The sequence below is a fragment of the Geoalkalibacter subterraneus genome, from assembly GCF_000827125.1.
In the GTDB taxonomy this organism is placed as follows: domain Bacteria; phylum Desulfobacterota; class Desulfuromonadia; order Desulfuromonadales; family Geoalkalibacteraceae; genus Geoalkalibacter_A; species Geoalkalibacter_A subterraneus.
The window spans coordinates 23,579-40,482 of sequence record NZ_CP010311.1 but is presented as its reverse complement, the minus strand read 5'-3'; the positions used below and the strand labels follow the sequence as shown (position 1 = coordinate 40,482).

The window sequence follows — 16,904 nt, the reverse complement described above, 5'->3', positions numbered from 1 at the left end:
AAGCGGAAGGAACTTCGCCCTGGAGAGCGCATGGCATGGCCTGTGCGATGTCCGACAGCAAAGAGACATTTCATTACAGGATGCAGCGGCCTGTTTTCAACTGAGGCAGATTCTCCGGGATTTGCCCCTTGCAGAAAAAAGGAGACACCATGCTCAAACATCTTGCAGAAAAAGACGGCAGTCCTGTAAACCGTCGCCGCTTTATCGCCGCCACCGGCATGGCCGTGGCGGGAAGCGCCCTGGCGGGAAGCGTTGCCATGGCCGACATCGGCAAAAGCAAGCAGTCGCCCGTTACGGCGCCGACGCTGCCCTGGCCGTGGAAGAAACTCGACCCGATGGAAGCCGGCAGAAGAGCGTTCAACTATTACCATGAAAAAGGCGGCTGAGGCACCGGCGCCTGGCTGGGGGTCCTCAGCCTCATGAAAGAAGAGATCGGCTTCCCTTATATCCTGCTTCCTGATGACATGTTTCACCATGCCGCCGGCGGCTACGGCGGAGAAGGCACCCTGTGCGGCTCCATCGGCTCCTGTGCCGCCATTATCAACCTGGTGGCCTACGACGACAAGAAAACCCATTCAAAACTGGTGGCGGACCTGATTCACTGGTACAGCCAGGAAAATTTCCCCTCCAAGCGTTATGACGACCTTGCAGCAAACAAGGATCAGATACAAAAAATCCCCAATTCCCCGCTGTGCCATGCGTCGGTCTCGACCTGGATGATGGCGGCCGGAGCGTCCTATACCGAGAAGCAGAGAAAAGATCGCTGCGCCAAAGTGGCGGGTGATACGGCCTACCGAACTGTTGAGATGCTCAATGAGCACCTGGTAGGCAAGTATGCTTTTATCGGCGCCAAACGCAGCGAAGAAACGGAAAGCTGCCTGAGCTGCCACGGATCGGATGCCATGTACAACGAAAAGGGGCTCAATGACTGCCTGACCTGCCACGACGATCACACAAAATAGCTTCTCTGAAATCAAAACCAAAATACAAGAAGGGCGGTTTGAGGCCGCCCCTTCTTTTGTACACCAAACATTCCGAACAGGGTCTGTTTACGTTGCCATCATCATGGCCGGTCTTGCGCGGCAACGGGCGTGTCAGCCGCACCGTGGACGGCATCAATCTCCGCTGCCACACGGTGGCTCAACTCCACCAGGGCCCGGCTCATGGCTTCGGAAAAGGCGGCATAGTCCGGCGCCTCGACAGGTTCGTCAATGGAGATATCGCCTGAGGATGCGAGTTTGTTGCGTTTCCCGGCAAAAATCATCCAGGCGGCGTTGAAGGTCACCGGGCCTTCCAGGGGTCCGTCAAAGCGGGTGATGTGAAGCTGAAGACGATAATCGGCGTCCGAGGTTTCCAGCCACGGCAGAACTAGAGCTCCCTCTGCCGAAACCAGTGCCGCCACGTTCTCCACCAGCACCCGGGTGATTTCGTCGCCCAGGGGGCCGCCCCAGCGGTCGAGTTCCGAACGCTTCAGGGTCGTGGCACCGCTGCGGGTCGTAATCGCGGGGTGCTCGAGATACTTCGCCATGGCCACGGGACCGATCGCGATTACCTGGCGGGAGCGGTCCGCCGCAGCATTTCTGTGTGTCGATTGGTCCAGGGACAGGGAGGACAGGGTATAGAAGCGGGCCGGCGGCGTTCGGGCGCAGGCAGCCAACTGCAGCACAACGAACAGCAGAAGCAGGGTAGCGAGCGACGAATGAATTTTCATGCTCATCTCTCCTCCAGATCGATTTTGCCGCGCAGCAGCGCTTCCGGGTGGCGTCCCAGGTATTCCACCAGGGAACCGAGAGCACGAGCGGCATCCCCTAATTCACTGAGGGCATAGCGAAGCTGATACTTGGATTGCTCATCGGCGGCGGTCTCCTGCACCGCCTCAAGAGTCTGATCCAGCGTATTCAGGGATTGGCGCGCCTGGGCCAGGGTCTGGTTCAGGTTGTCCGCCAGCTCGCCGGTGGGGCCCTCCACGAAGGCCAGCACACGATCGGCCTGCTCCAGGGTTGCAGTCGCCGCCCTGATGGTTTTTCGGGCCTCCGCCGACAGCAGACCCGCTTCACGGTCCAATTTCGCCATCAGGTCGCGCGCGGCGGCGGCTGCCAGGTTCAGGTTGCGCGGCATCTGCTGCATATCATCATCATTGACCAGGCGCTCCATCCCTCCGACCAGCCGATTGGTCCGCTCCACCAGTTGCTGCAGGGGGAGTTCTTCCAGCTTCTGCGCCAGCAAGGCAGTGGTGGACGGAATGGTCGGGATCTGAGAGAACTCGGGGGTCCCTGAGACAAACCGGGCCGGTCGGTCCTGGTGGAAATCGAGGTTGATCATGAGTTGCCCGGTCACCAGGCTCTGAGTCTGCATCTGGGCCCTCAGTCCGCGGTTGACGAGGGACTGGTGGAATTCAGGCGAATGGCCCCTCTCGTCCGCAAACTGAAAGCGGCTCAGATCGATCTCGGCGATCACAGGCACGCGAAAGACCATCTCCTGCATATCCCCCTGGATCTGGATATCGGTGACGGAACCGATCTTCACGCCGCGGAACAGCACCGGCGCCCCCACCGAAAGCCCTTTCACCGAACCGTCAAAATACATGACGTATTTTTTCTGTGGTGAAAAGAATTTCCCCGAACCGAACAGCACCACCCCGGCCACCGCCAGGCACAGGGCCCCCAGCACAAAGGCACCGATTATCGCCTTGCCGGTCTTAGCGCTCATCGCTTCACGCCTCCTTCCGTCTCTGTATCGCCGTTCTCGCCGCGGGTCAGGAAGCGGCGCACCCGTGGATCGTCAGATTCATCCCGCAGCTTTTTTGGATCGCCGGCTGCAATCATGGTGCGGGTTTCGGCATCGAGAAACACCGAATTGCTGCCGATGGCGAAAATGCTTGCCAGTTCGTGGGTCACCACCACCAGGGTAGTGCCGAGGCTGTCGCGCAGTTCGAGAATCAACTCGTCGAGCTGACGCGAGCTGATCGGATCAAGGCCCGCCGAGGGCTCGTCGAAAAAGAGAATGTCGGGATCAAGGGCCATGGCGCGGGCCAGCCCGGCGCGTTTCTTCATGCCGCCGCTGATCTCGCGGGGATAGTAATCCTCGAATCCCGCCAGACCGACCAGGGCCAGTTTGAAACTTACCAGCTCCGCGATTTCGGACTGCGGCAGGCGGGTGTATTCCTCCAGCGGCAGAGCGATATTTTCCGCCAGCGTCATGGAACTCCACAGGGCGCCGCTCTGGTACAACACGCCGAAGTGGCGCATGAACTGCTGCCGTTCGTCAGCCGGCAGGACCCAGAAATCGGTGCCGTCAAAACGCACCGTGCCCGCAGCCGGGCGGTGCAGGCCGATCAGGTGCCGCAGCAGGGTGCTCTTGCCGCAGCCGCTGCCGCCCATGATGATAAAGATATCCTCCCGCTGTACGGTAAAAGTCAGATCACGCTGAATGACCTGATCGCCGTAGGCCATGGTCAGGTTATTTACTTCAATGGCCGCTGATGCGCTGTGTCCTGAGTCTACCATGCCCTAAATCCCGAGAATATTGCAGATCACCGTGATGACCGCAGTGGCCACGATGATGTTGACGATGCTGGTCACCACCGCCGAAGTGGCGGCATCCCCCACGGCCGAGGCGCTGCGCCCGCACTGAATGCCGCGCAGGCAGCCCGACAACGCCACCAGCACGCCGAACACCGCGCTGTGGAACAGGCCGACCCAGAAATCCTTGAGCCGCACCGTATTTTTGGTCATTTCGAGATATTCCATGACATTGAGGTCGAGCATGGTCACGCCGACCAGCAGCCCCCCCAGGATACCCATCAGGTCGGCATAGAGGCAAAGCAGGGGCATCATGAGAGTCAGGGCGATGATGCGGGGAAGAACGAGAAATTCAATGGGCGAGATGCCGAGGGTGGAGAGGGCGTCGATCTCTTCATTGACCTGCATGGTGCCGATGCGCGCGGCGAAGGCGGCGCCGGTGCGGCCCGCCATGATGATGCCGGTCATGATGGCGCCCATCACCCGTACGATGGAGATTCCCACCAGGCTGGCGACATAGATTTCCGCGCCGAACATGGAGAGCTGCACCGCCCCCACGAAGGCGAAGATCATCCCCACCAGCAGGCTGATCAGGGAAACAATGGGCAGGGCGCCGGCGCCGCACTCGCGCATAATCTCCCACAGGTCCACCATGCGGAAGCGCGCGCGTCCGCTGAGCAGGCGGGCGAAGGCAACGGTCGCCTCACCCAGGAAGGCCAGCATCTCCATGGCTGTCCGCCAGGCGCTGATGGCGCGGTCGGCAACGCGTTCCAGAAGCGGCGGCGGCTTTCTTCCTGCCTGTTGCGACCGGGCCGGCCTGTCGGCAGCCATTGCCAGCAGCCGTCGCGCTCCGGGCGGCAGGTTGTCCTCGTGGAACTCAATATCCAACCTGGCGCACAGGCTTTTAAGTTTGAGCAGGAAAGTCAGCAGTCCGCTATCCCAGGACTGCAGTTCCGTGGTTTCAAAAACAAGCCGCGAAACCTGCGCAACCGTCAGCTGCTCCTCCACCTCCCAGAGGGAGACCGGAATGCGGCCGGCACTCCAGTCGCCGTACAGGCGCAGCGCAATGGTGCCGTCCTCAAGACGACTGAAATAATCCTCGACCTCAGCCAACTCATCTTGTTGATGCATTTCAATACCTGTCATAAGCGGCCTGCTCCCACAGGTTCTCCGCCCAACAAGCCGGATTTAATTCTCATCCGTAAATGTTAACGGATGAGCGCCATAATGCACACCCAAAATGAGCACAGCGAGTCTGATCAAAGCGCTTTAGTCCATTTACTCTCTTTTTTCTCGCCAAGTAGAACGTAAAGTGACGCTGTTGCCGGTTTTTGATCCTGAGAAAGTGCATCCTGGCCTTCTGCAAAGGCTCGCGGTTCATCCGTCCAGGTATTTTTCCACCATGATGGCGGCAATGGCGCCATCGCCTACCGCGGTGGCGATCTGCTTGAGGATCTTCTTGCGCACGTCACCGGCGGCAAACACACCAGGGATCGAGGTGCGGCACTCGGTGTCGGTCTGGATGTAGCCTTCGCTGTCCAGTTCCAGCAGTTCGGCAAGAAATTGCGCTTTGGGCGTCACCCCGATGGCGATAAACATCCCTTCCAGGTCCAGAGTCCGCTCTTCGCCGCTCACCCGGTCCTTGAGCTGCACCGATTTCATGCCGCTGCTGTCGCCCTTGATCTCGGTCACCTCGGCATTCCACACCGGTTCGACCTTTTCATTTTTGAGCACGCGATCCTGCAGGATGGCCGTGGCGCGCAGTTCGTCGCGGCGGTGAATGAGGTAGACTTTTTTGGCAAAGCGGGTCAGAAACAGGGCCTCTTCAGCAGCCGTGTCCCCCCCGCCGACGATGGCGACGGTCGCGTCACGGAAAAAGGCGCCGTCGCAGGTGGCGCAGTAGGACACGCCGCGTCCGGTGAATTCCGACTCCCCGGTCACGCCGAGCTTGCGCGGCTCGGCTCCGGTGGCAATGATCACCGCCCGTGCCTTGACCGGCTCGCCGTCAATCGTGAGAACCTTGTATTCGCCCTGGTCTTCGAGCCCTTCCACTTCGCCGGTTTCGATGCGCAGGCCGAATTCCTGGCAGTGCTCCTGGAAGCGCATCATCAGGTCGGGACCGTCGATGCCGCCGGGGAAACCGGGGTAGTTTTCCACCTTGGTGGTGGTCATCACCTGCCCGCCGGGGATCATGCGCTCCACCAGCAGCGTTTCGAGCCGCGCGCGCGAAGTATAGAGTCCGGCAGTCAGCCCCGCCGGGCCGCCGCCGATGATCACCACATCAAAAACCGTCTTGTCCACGTTAAACCTCCTGGAATGCAGCCAAGGTGTACCTCAGAGACTGAAAAATCGAGCGTCACTGTCCGGCAGGGGGCGCAACTCCCATGACAAGGGTGTTTGGCGCCAGGGAGGGCGCCAATCAAACGGCCAGGGATGGCGAAAAGTGCCCCTTGTCATGGGAGTTGCGCCCCCCTTCACGACAAGGGAGACAACGACAATCGGGCTTGACAAACAACCCGCTTCGTGGTTTTTATTCAAGTAATTCATTGAATAGTTGAAAAAGACGCCTATGTCAAGAACAAAGCAGCATTACAAGGAAGCCATTTACGCCCAATTCGCCCGCATCGGCAAGGCGGTTGCCAGCCCGAAGCGGCTGGAGCTGCTCGACCTGCTGTGCCAGGGTGAGCGCACGGTGGAAACTCTTGCCCGGGAAGCGGGCCTGTCCGTCGCCAACACCTCGCAACATCTGCAGGTGCTGCGAGGCGCGCACCTGGCCGAAGCCCGCAAACAGGGCCTGCATGTGGTCTACCGCATCGCCGATCCGCAGGTGGCGGAATTCTTCCATGCGCTGCGCACCCTGGCGCAGACCCAGCTGGCGGAGGTCGAACAGCTAAGCCGGCGTTTCTTCAATGACCGCAACGAGCTGGAAGCCGTGGACCGCCATACCCTGCTGGATCGAGTGCGCACCGGCATCGCGGCAGTCATCGACGTGCGCCCGCCGGAGGAATACCAGGCGGGGCATCTGCCGGGCGCCCTCTCCATCCCACTGCCCGAACTGCGCAGGCGACTGGCGGAGCTGCCCCGCGACCGGGAGATCGTCGCCTACTGCCGCGGCCCCTACTGCGTTCTCTCCGCCGAGGCAGTGGAGATGCTGCGAGCGGAAGGATTCCAGGCGGTGCGCATGGAAGACGGGGTGCAGGAGTGGCAGCAGCAGGGTCTGCCGGTGGAGAAGGCTTCCCGGGATCCCCGCAGTATCGATTCACCCTGACCGCAGCAGCGATCTGAACGGTATCTACAGGGTCGCAACTCTGTCCTGAGCAGTCACTTTGAAAGGAGAAAAAAGATGCTGAAAATGAAAGTTTTTCACAGCGGCAGCAGTGGTTGAAGCCCCTGCCGTGCGGCCACGGTCGTGGCCGAAAAGATGAAGCAGAAATACGATGGCAAACTGGATGTGGAAGTCTACCTCAACACCTCGGAGGCGGCGCGCGACTACGTGCTGCGCGGCTCCACCACCGTGCTGGTCAACGAACAGTTCGTTCCTCTCGATATCGCCACCTCGCGCGTGCGCATGGATGAATACCTGGCGCGCCAGCTGGGCGAGTAACCCGTCTTAAAGGCCGCCCTGGGGAGGTTTCTCCATGGCGGCCATTTTCTCCAGCCTGTCCACCACCTCCGCTGTATCCGCACAGCGCTGTGCACCCTTCGCGAGCAGTTCGCTCAAAGTCTGCCATGCCCGGCCCCCGGTGTAATCGCGTTCCGCCCGGGGATCAACCACCAGCACCGGCCGTCCCTCCTTCAATGCCGCATCGGCCAACTCCAGACAGGCCAGGTTGCCGGAACCCCACACGGTGGGCGCCACCACCATCAGCTCGGCCTTGCGAGACAGGTTGAAAGCATCATTCAGTGTTTGTGCTGAGATCGGGCAGAAAGGGGCCTCCCGCACCGCCTCCAGCCCCAGGGCATCCGCCAGCAGCAGATCGGAATCGCCCCGATTGAGCGGCCCGACGCTGATGCGTGCGCCGCTGCGATAAAGACGACGCAGAAGATCCCCCCCGCTGCCACCGCCGCACAGCAGATGAACACTGAGCCCCTGCCCCCAGTCCGCGCGCTGGCGAGCCACCGGGTACACGCGCGGAGCCCCGGTATAGGGGTTTTTCTCGACATGGACATCCACCCGGAAAACCTGCTGCAGATTGGCCGGGGTAAAAACCTCGTCCGGCGTCCCCAGCGCCCAGGGCGACCCGTCCGCATTGAGCAGCAGCAAGCGGTGGGAAATTTCTGCGGCCTGGTCGAGATCGTGGGAGATATGCACCACGGTCAGCCCCTGTTCACGATTGAGGCGCACCAGTAGCTCGCCGATCTCGAGGCGGTGATCGATGTCAAGGTGGCTGGTGGCCTCATCGAGCAGCAGCACCGGCGCCTGCTGCGCCAGGGCGCGCGCCAGCAGAACCCGCTGCAGCTCGCCGCCGCTCAGTCCGGTGACCTCCCGTTCAGCCAGGTGCAGGGTGTCGGTCAAAGCCAGCGCTTTTTCCACCGCCGCCCGGTCGCCGGGATGAGCGCCGACAAACCCGCCCTGATGAGCAAAACGCCCAAGAGAAACCATCTCCCGCACGGCAAAGGGAAATCCGGCGGCGGCACCCTGCGGCACCACTGCCGCCCGGCGCGCCAGCGCCTTGCGACTCAGGCGTCGCACATCGCGCCCCTCCCACAGCACCCGTCCGCGGCACGGGGCCAGCAGACCGCGCATCAGCCGCAGCAGGGTCGACTTGCCGCAGCCGTTGGAACCGAGAACACCGAAGATCTCCCCTGCCCTCACCTCCAGGTCGATGCCGCGCAACACCGGCGTGTCGCCATAGGCGAATTCAAGCTGTTCGATGCGGATCATCCCCTCTCCTCCCGCCGACGCAGTAGATAGAGGAAAAACGGCGCACCCAGCAGGGCCGTCACCACCCCCACTGGAATCTCTGCCGGTGCCAGCAGGGTTCGCGACAGGGCATCGGCGATCATGAGAAAAGCGGCGCCCAGCAGGGCCGAGGCCGGCAGCAGGCGCCGGTGGGACGGGCCCCACAGCAGGCGCACCACATGAGGCACGGTCAGGCCGACAAAGCCGACCAGCCCGGCCATCGCCACCGCAGCGGCGGTCAATGCCCCGGCGGCCATAAACACGCTCATGCGCGCCCGCCCCACATCCAGCCCCAGATCAGCGGCCACCTCCTCCCCTTGAGTAAACAGATCGAGAGAGCGCGCACGGGACCACAGCCAGCCAAAGGCCAGGGCGGAAGCAACAGCCGACCAGGGCAGCCAGGCAGGATCGGCCATGGCGAGATTGCCCGCCAGCCAGAACACGGCCGTGCGGGTGGGATCGGCCGGTGCCGTCCACAGCAGGAACAACAGCAGCGCAGAAGCGAGACTCCCCACCATCACACCGGCTAAAATCAGCGCATGGGGCGTCCCGTGCGCCCCCCGCGCCACCCAGTAGACCAGGGTCAGAGCGCCCAGCGCACCGGCGAAGGAGGCAAACGCCATCGCCTGCATCGGAATAATGCCCAGCGCCAGCGCGGCCACCGCGCCGAGGGCGGCCCCGCCGGACACCCCGAGAATATAAGGGTCGGCCAGCGGGTTGCGCAGCACCGCCTGAAAAGCGCCGCCCGATACGGCCAGCGCCGCACCCACCAGCGCCGCCAGCAGAACCCGCGGCAGGCGGATCTTGAACACCACCGCCTCATGAATCGGCGAGTGCGGCTGCCCGATCAACGCGGCATACAGATCCCCCAGCGACAAAGCGAAAGGCCCCGCCAACAGCGAGCCAAGCATGGCCAGCAGCAGCACGGCCAGCAGCAGCGGAAACCAGAAACGACGCCCGAGGGTGAGGATCATGGTTGATTTTCCGCAAGAGACAGGTCCAGCCCGTGAAAAGCATTGGCCAGCGCACGCAGACCCAGTTTCAGGCGCGGCCCCGGGCGGTGCACCCAATCGGGATCAACCGAGATGATGCGCCCCTCGCGCACCGCGGTCAGCTCCGGCCAGCCGGACAGCACATTTTCGGGGTCGGGCAGCCCGGTATGGGGAGAAAGAACGATAAAATCGGGGTCTACCGGCAGAAGCGACTCGATCCCCCAGGTCGGATAGCGGTTGGCGCCAGGCGGCACTACGTTGCGGGCTCCCGCCGCCGCGAGCAGATCCCCGACCAGGGTGTCCGGTCCCGCCACCGTCAGGGGCTGGGGCATCACCGCGAACAGCACCCGGGGACGGGGCTTTCCAGCAACCGCTCTCTCGACACGGGCAATTTCATCCTCCAGCTCTTTCGCCAGCCGCTCTCCCGCCTCCGCCACGCCGCACACCGCGGCCACCGCACGCATGCCTGCAATCGCCTCTTCCAGCCCGCGCGGATAGAGCACATAGATCTTGACTCCCAGCTGCTCCAGGCGACTGAGCAGGGCCGGACTGCCCATATCGGCGGCCAGAAAAACCAGGTCGGGCCTGCGGGTCGCCACCGCTTCCAGGCCGGGATCGGCATAGCCGCCCACGCTCGGCTTCTGCCTCGCCTCGGGCGGAAAGGTGCAGAAATCGGTCACCCCCACGACTCTGTCGCCGAGACCCAGCGCAAACAGAGTTTCAGTCACCGCGGGCACCAGTGACACAATGCGCTGCGGGGGTTCTTCGAGGGAGATGGTGCGCCCGATGGCGTCGGTCCATTGCGCGGCCGGCAACTGGGTGCAGCTCAGCCAAAGCAGCAATAAAGCCCCCCAAAGAGCTTTTACAACACAATGTCGCCCGCACAGGGGTTGAATCATAACCAGCAGCCTTTCCCGTCTGACTAAAAAAAGGTCCGTAGAAACCCCTGAATCTTCTCACGCCGACACCCGAAGAGGCAATGCCCGAGGTGCTTTCTTACCTCGGGCATTGCCGTGATTGGGACTTTTCCCCTGACTTTACGCCGAGATTTTTAGAAATAGGCCGTCAACTCCACGAAGATCTCCCGCGGAGGCATCGGGTATCCCGGCGTCGACTCATAATCCTTGTCGAGCAGGTTCTTGGCGGTGATTTTCCCTTCCAATTCCCAGCCATCTCCCAGCATAAAGGGTCGGCTGAGTGCCGCATCCAGCACGATATGGCTGTTATGCCGCCGGGTTGGCTGAGAGTAGTAGTGCAGGTGACGTCCGTCGAGCCGCAGGTGCGTCTGCAGGATCGGCCCGATCTCCATGAAAAGATGGGTCTGGTGGCGGATCTTGTTTTCCAGATAGTCGCCGGTGTCGCGATTCTTGGGGTGCAGATAGGTGTAGTTGGCGCCGGCGGCCAGCAGCTCATGAAGCTGTACGCGGCCGCCGGTTTCGATCCCCCAGATGCGGGCGCGACTGACATTGTCCGGCTGCCATACACCCATTCCGTCCTCGGTCCATTCGATCAGGTCGCGCACCTCACGCCGAAATGCCGCCAGGCTTACCTCGGTTCGCTCACCCAGCTGCTGCTCCACGGCGGCTTCGTATTCCCAGGCTGTTTCCGGGTCGAGGTCGGGGTTGCCCCTTGTCCATCCCGTATCCGGCCAGAAGCGGTCGTTGAGGGTCGGGGCGCGAAAGGCACGGCTGGCAGAAAAGCGCACTATGGTGGAGTCCGTGGGGGTGAGCAGCAGCGCCGCACGGGGGCTCCATTCATTGCTGAAATCAGAATGAACATCGTAGCGCAGCCCCGTCAACAGGGTTGCCCAGGAGGTGGCTTCCAATTCATACTGGGCAAACAGCGACCAGCGCTCATCCTCGGGATCGCCGCTGCTGGTGGAGTCAAGTTTATCCTTGTAGAAATCACCGCCGAACAGAAAACTGTGACGCTCGAATCCGTATTCCCCCTGCGCTTCCACCCCCAGGGTTTTCAACAGATGGCGGTCATCCGCCGGTGTAAAAGCGCCGGGATCCCGGTAGGTATTGCGCCGCCGGTCATAGTGACCCCGCACAGTCATATCCACCGCCCCGACCGGTCCGCTCAGGGTGACCGATGCCAACGTGTTGCGATCGGTCTGGCGCGCTTCGGGGCTGGGCCACTCGATCGAACCGGGAACACCATTTTCCTTATCCAGATGGCTGGCCGTGGCCTGCAGGTCGAAACCACCGGGCAGATCAAAGCCCAGCATTCCTTCGATGATGGTCTGCTCAAGATCCGAGTTGTCCCGGTAACCGTCGGAGCGCTCACGGGAGGCACTGAGGCGATAGCGCCCCGGGCCGCGGCGGGCCGAGGTGGAGAACCCGACGTCGCGGGTGTTGAAGCGCCCCTCGCTCCAACTGAGCTGGGTCAGGGGCTGCTGCTGCGGGGTGCGGGTAAAAATCTGGATCACGCCCCCCAGCGCATTGGTTCCATACAGGGCGGAGGCGGGGCCCCGCAACACCTCGATGCGCTCGATCTCGGACAGGGGCACCGGCAGATCGCTGAGATTGAACTGACCGAGCTGAGCGGAGTTGAGCCGCACCCCGTCAAGCAGCACCAGCACCTGCGAGCCGGTCGCTCCGCGAATCGAGGGGGTCGCCACGGCGCCGACCGGCCCGTTGGACACCACCTGCACACCCACGGCGTCGCGCAGCACCTCTTCGAGGCGGGTCGCGCCCCGTTTAGCGATCTCGTCAGCAGTAATGGTCACCACCGAGGCAGAGGCCTGCGATGCAGGCTTTGCCGTGCGCGTCGCAGTCACCACCACCGGCTCAAGCGCATCCGCCGCCAAACCGTAGGTTGTCGATCCCCAAAGGGCTGCAACTCCGGCAGCCAGCACCCATGTCTTCAATTTTGCCATGTTTTTCCTCCGTGCTCCGCGACAGGAGACGGAAGGGGGCACACAGGTCAGACGCAACGAAAAAAGCCCGCGCACCTCGGTTCAAGGTGCGCGGGCTTCGCGTTTTCGAAGGGCCGCTTTGTCCACCCTCCCATTCCCGGGGAGGCTTGTCGTGGGGGTGTCCGACCGGCAGGTCTTCTGGCTCGCGATTCATCCTCCAGGCCGCCTTCCCGATCCGTTCGATCAGTGGTATCCGGCCCTTCGTCCTCGCTCACAGCGGCGGGTCCGCGGGGGATTTGCACCCCTCTTCCCTATCAAGCCCTTGCGGGCACCGGTGGACTGTTCAGTTTTCGTCATATGCCCCGAAGGGGCGGCTTCATCTGTTCGTTTCAATACAGCGGGGGTTGTTTGGCTGTCAAGAGAAAAATCCTCTGCGGATGCCGCGCCTCAGCTGCTGAAACCGATGGAGAGCATACCGGCGGTGAGAATGTAGGTGCCGAATCCCACCAGCAGCAGGCCGCTGAAAACCCGCACAGCCAGTTGATGACGGGCCACCGCCTGAAAGCGGCTGCGCATGCTTTGAGTGGCATAACCCGCCAGCAGCATGGGGATAGCAAACCCCAGGGAGTAGATCGCCAACAGGACCACCCCGGTAGCGAGACGCCCATCGGAAGCCACCATGGCCAGTACCCCCGAAAGCATGGGACCGACGCAGGGGATCCACACCAGTCCAAGAGTCAGGCCGAGAACCAGCCCCGACCAGCGCCCGTCATTGGAGATGCGGATGTGCGAAAAAAGAGTGAATCGCTTGAAAACATTGATGTCGCACAGCATCAGCACACCGAAAAGGATCACCACCACCCCGGCGATCTTTTCCAGCAGCGGCATCACTCCGGCCACCGCCCCACCGAACAGGGAGGTCACAACGCCCATGGCGATGAAGCTCAGGCTCAAACCGAACACGATCAGCAGGGGGCGGTGGCGGTGGTCCCGCTCGGTGCCGGTTACAATGATGGGCACCACCGGCAGCACGCAGGGAGAAGCGATGCTGGCGAGACCGGCCAGCAGCACCATGACCATTGACGTCAGTGAAAAATCGAGCGGTGTCATGACAATCAGATCGCCCCGGCACTGGAGAGCATGCGCCGTATATCATCGGCGGTCTTGACCCCGGGCGTCAAACGCTTGATCTCGCGTCCCTCGGCATCAGCCAGCATCAGTTGGGGCAGACCGCGCACGCCGTGGGCATAAAAGAAGTTAATATCCTGCGGTTCTCGGGTGGAAACATAGCGCAGATGGACCTTGCCCTCCAATTCGTCAGACATGCGCTGGATAATATCATTCTGCATGCGGCAGGGTCCGCCATTGGGATCGAGAAAAAACACCAGCGCGTAGTCCTCGTCACCCGGAACGGCCAGCGTCGCGGGTGCAGCAGTTGCGGCCTGCTCGCCTCCCTGCGTTGTCGAATCCTCGGAACACCCCATCAACAGCAACAGCATCAACCCCAAAAATACTTTTTTCATCCCGCACACTCCGTCATAAGCAATTTTAATGTTTTACCCGTCAGGTCGAACTTGGGTTCATAAATAGAAATATATAGATTTTTCTAGAAAAGAAAAGCCGCTTTCCCGCCTTTCGGAACTGTATAAAAACACATTCCTCAAGAAAAAAAAGTGGCTCAACCCTGAATCAAGACCATTTATCGAGAAATTCCTCTGCTTTGCGCGCCTCTTCGGACAACGGGTAACGCTCACCGACACGACGCAGAATGACCAGGGCGTTGTCGCGATCACCCAGGGCATCAAACGCCAGGGCCTGTTTCAGCATGGCAGCGGCGGATTTGGGATGGTCACTGTATTTTTCGATGACATCCTGAAACTGGAGAATGGCGTTCTCATACTTCTTCTCGCCGTAATAGGCCTCACCGATCCAATAGAGGGCATTGACCGCCAGCTCGTGATCAGGGTACTGCTGCAGGAATTTACCAAGCGTTTCACGCCCACGGGCAAATTCGCCATTGCGCAGGATTGCGTCGCGCCCCTGCTCATATAGAGCCTTGGGAGAAGAATCCTGCGCGGCACTTTTCGGCTCACCGGATAACTCAGCGGCCGGTTTGACGCCGCCACCCTCGGCTATGGGCTGCTGTGCCGCCCGCAATGCGGAAGAACCTGCCTGCTCGGAAGCACTTAACCGATCTTCCAGAGCACTGAGGCGCAGATCGAGGTCATCCCGAATCAAATCCATATTGTCCCGCAAGGCATTATTTTCCCGTGACATATCTTCCAGGCGACCATTGATGGTCTGCAGGTCGACACGCAGAGTATCGAGTGCGGCCTGCTGTTCAGCCAAACGCCGGGAGAGAGTCTCAAGTCGTGCACCGGTTTCCTGGGCCCGCTCCTCGGAACGCCCGAGAACGCGGCGTTCGATCTCCGCCAGGCGGCGTTTCATCTCCTGCTGATCCTGCTCCATGCGCAACTGGGTCTGCGATGGGATGCATCCGCCTAGCAGCAGGGATCCCACCACGAATGTGAGCAGTATCGAAAAAATTACGGTCTTTCGCATCACGATTGACCTCCCCTTCAGGCAAAAGGGCCGCGCGATGCGCGGCCCCTGGTTGATCATCTTTGGAAGAAACTATTCGACCGGCTTGAATTCGGCTCGCCGATTGCGCGACCAGGCCTCTTCACCCGTTCCTGGATCCAGCGGCAATTCTTCGCCGTAGGAGATCACGGACAGCCGCCCCGGTTCCACCCCCAGCGACACCAGGTAGTTTTTAACCGCCTGGGCCCGCTTTTCACCCAGGGCCAGGTTGTATTCATCGGAACCGCGCTCATCGCAGTGGCCTTCAATAAGGACCTTGATCTGAGGATTCTCTTTCAGGTAATCGGCATTGCGGGCCAGGGTCCGGCGTGCCTCGGTGGACAGGGTGTACTGGTCGAATTCAAAGAAAATGCGCTGCAGCGCTTCAAAGGCATCCTCGCCATATCCGTCCCGAAAGCGCTCATCCTCGCGCATATCTTCCGCCACAGCACTTTCGCTGATGTCGCCATCCTGATATCCCGCAAGATCCTCCTCGCTGAGGCGTGTTTCCTCCACAGGCTGACTGTAGTCGTCGTAATCCTCAGTCGCCGGTTTTTTGGCGCATCCGGCAAAACCAAGAAATGCTGCCATAACCAGCAATACTGTCAGTCTCATCCGCTGTTTGATTTTCATTGGATCTACTCCTTAAAAGATTCCAGCTCTCATATATATCGGTCATCAAGTCGAACCGGTAAAAACCCGCCCATTATAGCGAACACAGCGTAAAAAACAACAACAACCAGCGCGGTTGGACCGCTACCAGTTCTCGGACCAGGCCGGATGGCTGGCCGCCCCCCCGGGAGGGGAGATGCGGCGGGCGCCGGTCCCGTCGGCTCGCATGACGAAAATCGCCTTTTCCCCCGTTTCGTCTGACGAATAGACAATGAAGCGTCCATCGGGGCTCCACCGCGGGTGCTCCTTGCTGCCCTTGCCGAAGGTCAGGCGGCGTTCGCCGCTGCCGTCGGGACGCACCGTGTAAAGATCGAAGCGCCCATCCTTCAAACGGCTGAAGACAATGCGATCACCCTGCGGACTCCAGTCCGGCGTGGCGTTGTAGGTGCGGGCGGGAGTGAGTCGCCGCAGGTTTTTGCCGTTGATATCCATGACAAAGACATGCGGGCCCCCCTGCCGGTCGGAGACGAAGGCCAGCCGATCGCCGCCTGGACTCCAACTGACATCGACATCGATGTTCCAGTCGTCGGTCAGCCGCTTGCGCAGTGAGCCGTCAGTTCCTATTAGATAAATTTCCGGGTTGCCCTGGTAGCTCAGGGTCAGAGCGATCTCTCGCCCGTCAGGCGCATAGCGTCCGCTGATATTGAGCCCCTCACGGGCGGACAGGCGCGCTTCGCGCCCGGAGTAGATCTCCTTGCGGTAGAGATCGGGACTGTTTTGTTTGTAGGACGTGAAAATCAACTCTTTGCCCACCGGTGAAAAGTCCGGGTTGAGTACGATGGAGCGGTGATTGGTAATGCGAACCGGCCCATGCCCATCCACATCCATCAAATAGAGTTCCTTGTGACCGGTGGCATTGGAAATATAGGCGATCTTGCTGTTGAACGGTCCCGGTTCGCCGGTCAGACGGCGCAGGATCTGATCGGCGAAGGCATGCGCCATGCGCCGCGCATCGGCAGGCTTGCCGACATAACGCCGGCCGTCGAGCATGCGCCGGCGGGTGACGTCGAACAGGCGTGCTTCGACAATCAACTGCTCCCCTTCGAGGCGATAAACCCCCTTGACCAGGGATTCGGCGCCGAGCATGCGCCACTGTGAAAAGTCGACCTGGGTGCTGCTTAGCCCTTCATTCCGTGCATCGGAGAGGAATGAGGCGGGATCGATGAAGTTGAACAGACCTGAGAGTTCCAGGTCGGCCTGCAGCACCGCGTTGATCTCTTCGGCCACCCCTGCAGGAGCATCGGCACCCTGGGGAATAAAGCTCGTCAACGCCAACGGAATGGTCTGCTGTCCCGGTGCGCGGATTTCAATCTCCGCTCCGGCTCCAGCGGCAAAGGCCAGCAGCAGAAAAAAGGTCAGGATAAAACGAAACATAA

Annotated in this window: 18 protein-coding genes and 1 riboswitch; of the genes, 4 read left to right on the top strand and 14 right to left on the bottom strand. The window is 61.1% G+C overall.

What is annotated here, in order from left to right; genetic code table 11:
- Nucleotides 1-149 precede the first annotated feature (149 nt).
- Nucleotides 150-386 (top strand): hypothetical protein, encoded by a 237-nt coding sequence (locus GSUB_RS17735; RefSeq protein ID WP_052464258.1) that lies wholly within the window; start codon nt 150-152, stop codon nt 384-386.
- Nucleotides 387-419: 33 nt separating this feature from the next.
- On the top strand, nt 420-962 hold the full coding sequence (locus tag GSUB_RS00185; RefSeq protein WP_052464257.1) for a C-GCAxxG-C-C family protein: 543 nt from the start codon (nt 420-422) through the stop codon (nt 960-962).
- Between the two features lie 101 nt (nt 963-1,063).
- Here the strand turns inward: GSUB_RS00185 and GSUB_RS17730 are convergent, their stop codons facing one another.
- From GSUB_RS17730 to trxB, 5 genes are all read right to left on the bottom strand, one after another.
- Complete coding sequence (locus tag GSUB_RS17730) at nt 1,064-1,711, bottom strand: PqiC family protein (protein WP_052464255.1); 648 nt, start codon at nt 1,709-1,711, stop codon at nt 1,064-1,066.
- A gap of 2 nt (nt 1,712-1,713) precedes the next feature.
- Nucleotides 1,714-2,709, bottom strand: a complete 996-nt coding sequence (locus tag GSUB_RS00175) for an MlaD family protein (RefSeq protein WP_040198561.1) — start codon at nt 2,707-2,709, stop codon at nt 1,714-1,716.
- A complete protein-coding gene (locus GSUB_RS00170; RefSeq protein WP_040198560.1) occupies nt 2,706-3,506 on the bottom strand; it encodes an ABC transporter ATP-binding protein in 801 nt (266 codons plus the stop codon). Before GSUB_RS00170 ends, GSUB_RS00175 begins: the two co-directional genes overlap by 4 nt.
- Nucleotides 3,507-3,509: 3 nt before the next feature.
- Nucleotides 3,510-4,667, bottom strand: coding sequence for an MlaE family ABC transporter permease (locus GSUB_RS00165; protein ID WP_235269857.1), 1,158 nt, complete (start codon nt 4,665-4,667; stop codon nt 3,510-3,512).
- 231 nt (nt 4,668-4,898) lie between these two features.
- Nucleotides 4,899-5,822 (bottom strand): thioredoxin-disulfide reductase, encoded by a 924-nt coding sequence (trxB, locus tag GSUB_RS00160; protein ID WP_040198559.1) that lies wholly within the window; start codon nt 5,820-5,822, stop codon nt 4,899-4,901.
- Nucleotides 5,823-6,090: 268 nt separating this feature from the next.
- On the opposite strand from trxB, the gene GSUB_RS00155 reads away from it, so the two are divergent.
- Nucleotides 6,091-6,789, top strand: a complete 699-nt coding sequence (locus GSUB_RS00155) for an ArsR/SmtB family transcription factor (protein WP_040198558.1) — start codon at nt 6,091-6,093, stop codon at nt 6,787-6,789.
- A gap of 75 nt (nt 6,790-6,864) precedes the next feature.
- Nucleotides 6,865-7,125: an HSGNPxU motif (seleno)protein TsoX gene (gene tsoX, locus GSUB_RS00150; protein WP_337661138.1), complete on the top strand. Its 261-nt coding sequence runs from the start codon at nt 6,865-6,867 to the stop codon at nt 7,123-7,125.
- A 6-nt stretch (nt 7,126-7,131) separates the two neighbouring features.
- Here the strand turns inward: tsoX and GSUB_RS00145 are convergent, their stop codons facing one another.
- From GSUB_RS00145 to tolB, 9 genes are all read right to left on the bottom strand, one after another.
- Complete coding sequence (locus GSUB_RS00145) at nt 7,132-8,406, bottom strand: ABC transporter ATP-binding protein (RefSeq protein WP_052464250.1); 1,275 nt, start codon at nt 8,404-8,406, stop codon at nt 7,132-7,134.
- Entirely contained in the window at nt 8,403-9,398 is a 996-nt protein-coding gene (locus tag GSUB_RS00140) for a FecCD family ABC transporter permease (protein WP_040198556.1), read from the bottom strand. The genes GSUB_RS00145 and GSUB_RS00140 overlap by 4 nt, the downstream gene beginning before the upstream one ends.
- On the bottom strand, nt 9,395-10,258 hold the full coding sequence (locus tag GSUB_RS00135; RefSeq protein WP_040198555.1) for an ABC transporter substrate-binding protein: 864 nt from the start codon (nt 10,256-10,258) through the stop codon (nt 9,395-9,397). Before GSUB_RS00135 ends, GSUB_RS00140 begins: the two co-directional genes overlap by 4 nt.
- 209 nt (nt 10,259-10,467) lie before the next feature.
- The gene (locus GSUB_RS00130) at nt 10,468-12,297 is read right to left on the bottom strand and encodes a TonB-dependent receptor plug domain-containing protein (protein ID WP_040198553.1); all 1,830 of its coding nucleotides are present in this window, start codon (nt 12,295-12,297) and stop codon (nt 10,468-10,470) included.
- Between the two features lie 150 nt (nt 12,298-12,447).
- Nucleotides 12,448-12,627, bottom strand: a riboswitch (cobalamin riboswitch).
- Nucleotides 12,628-12,723: 96 nt separating this feature from the next.
- Nucleotides 12,724-13,386, bottom strand: coding sequence for a cytochrome c biogenesis CcdA family protein (locus GSUB_RS00125; RefSeq protein WP_052464248.1), 663 nt, complete (start codon nt 13,384-13,386; stop codon nt 12,724-12,726).
- Between the two features lie 5 nt (nt 13,387-13,391).
- Entirely contained in the window at nt 13,392-13,799 is a 408-nt protein-coding gene (locus GSUB_RS00120; RefSeq protein WP_040198552.1) for a thioredoxin family protein, read from the bottom strand.
- Between the two features lie 166 nt (nt 13,800-13,965).
- Entirely contained in the window at nt 13,966-14,838 is an 873-nt protein-coding gene (ybgF, locus tag GSUB_RS00115) for a tol-pal system protein YbgF (RefSeq protein ID WP_052464247.1), read from the bottom strand.
- Nucleotides 14,839-14,910: 72 nt separating this feature from the next.
- Entirely contained in the window at nt 14,911-15,489 is a 579-nt protein-coding gene (gene pal, locus GSUB_RS00110) for a peptidoglycan-associated lipoprotein Pal (RefSeq protein WP_040198551.1), read from the bottom strand.
- A 123-nt stretch (nt 15,490-15,612) separates the two neighbouring features.
- Entirely contained in the window at nt 15,613-16,902 is a 1,290-nt protein-coding gene (gene tolB / locus GSUB_RS00105) for a Tol-Pal system beta propeller repeat protein TolB (RefSeq protein ID WP_040198549.1), read from the bottom strand.
- Nucleotides 16,903-16,904 lie beyond the last annotated feature (2 nt).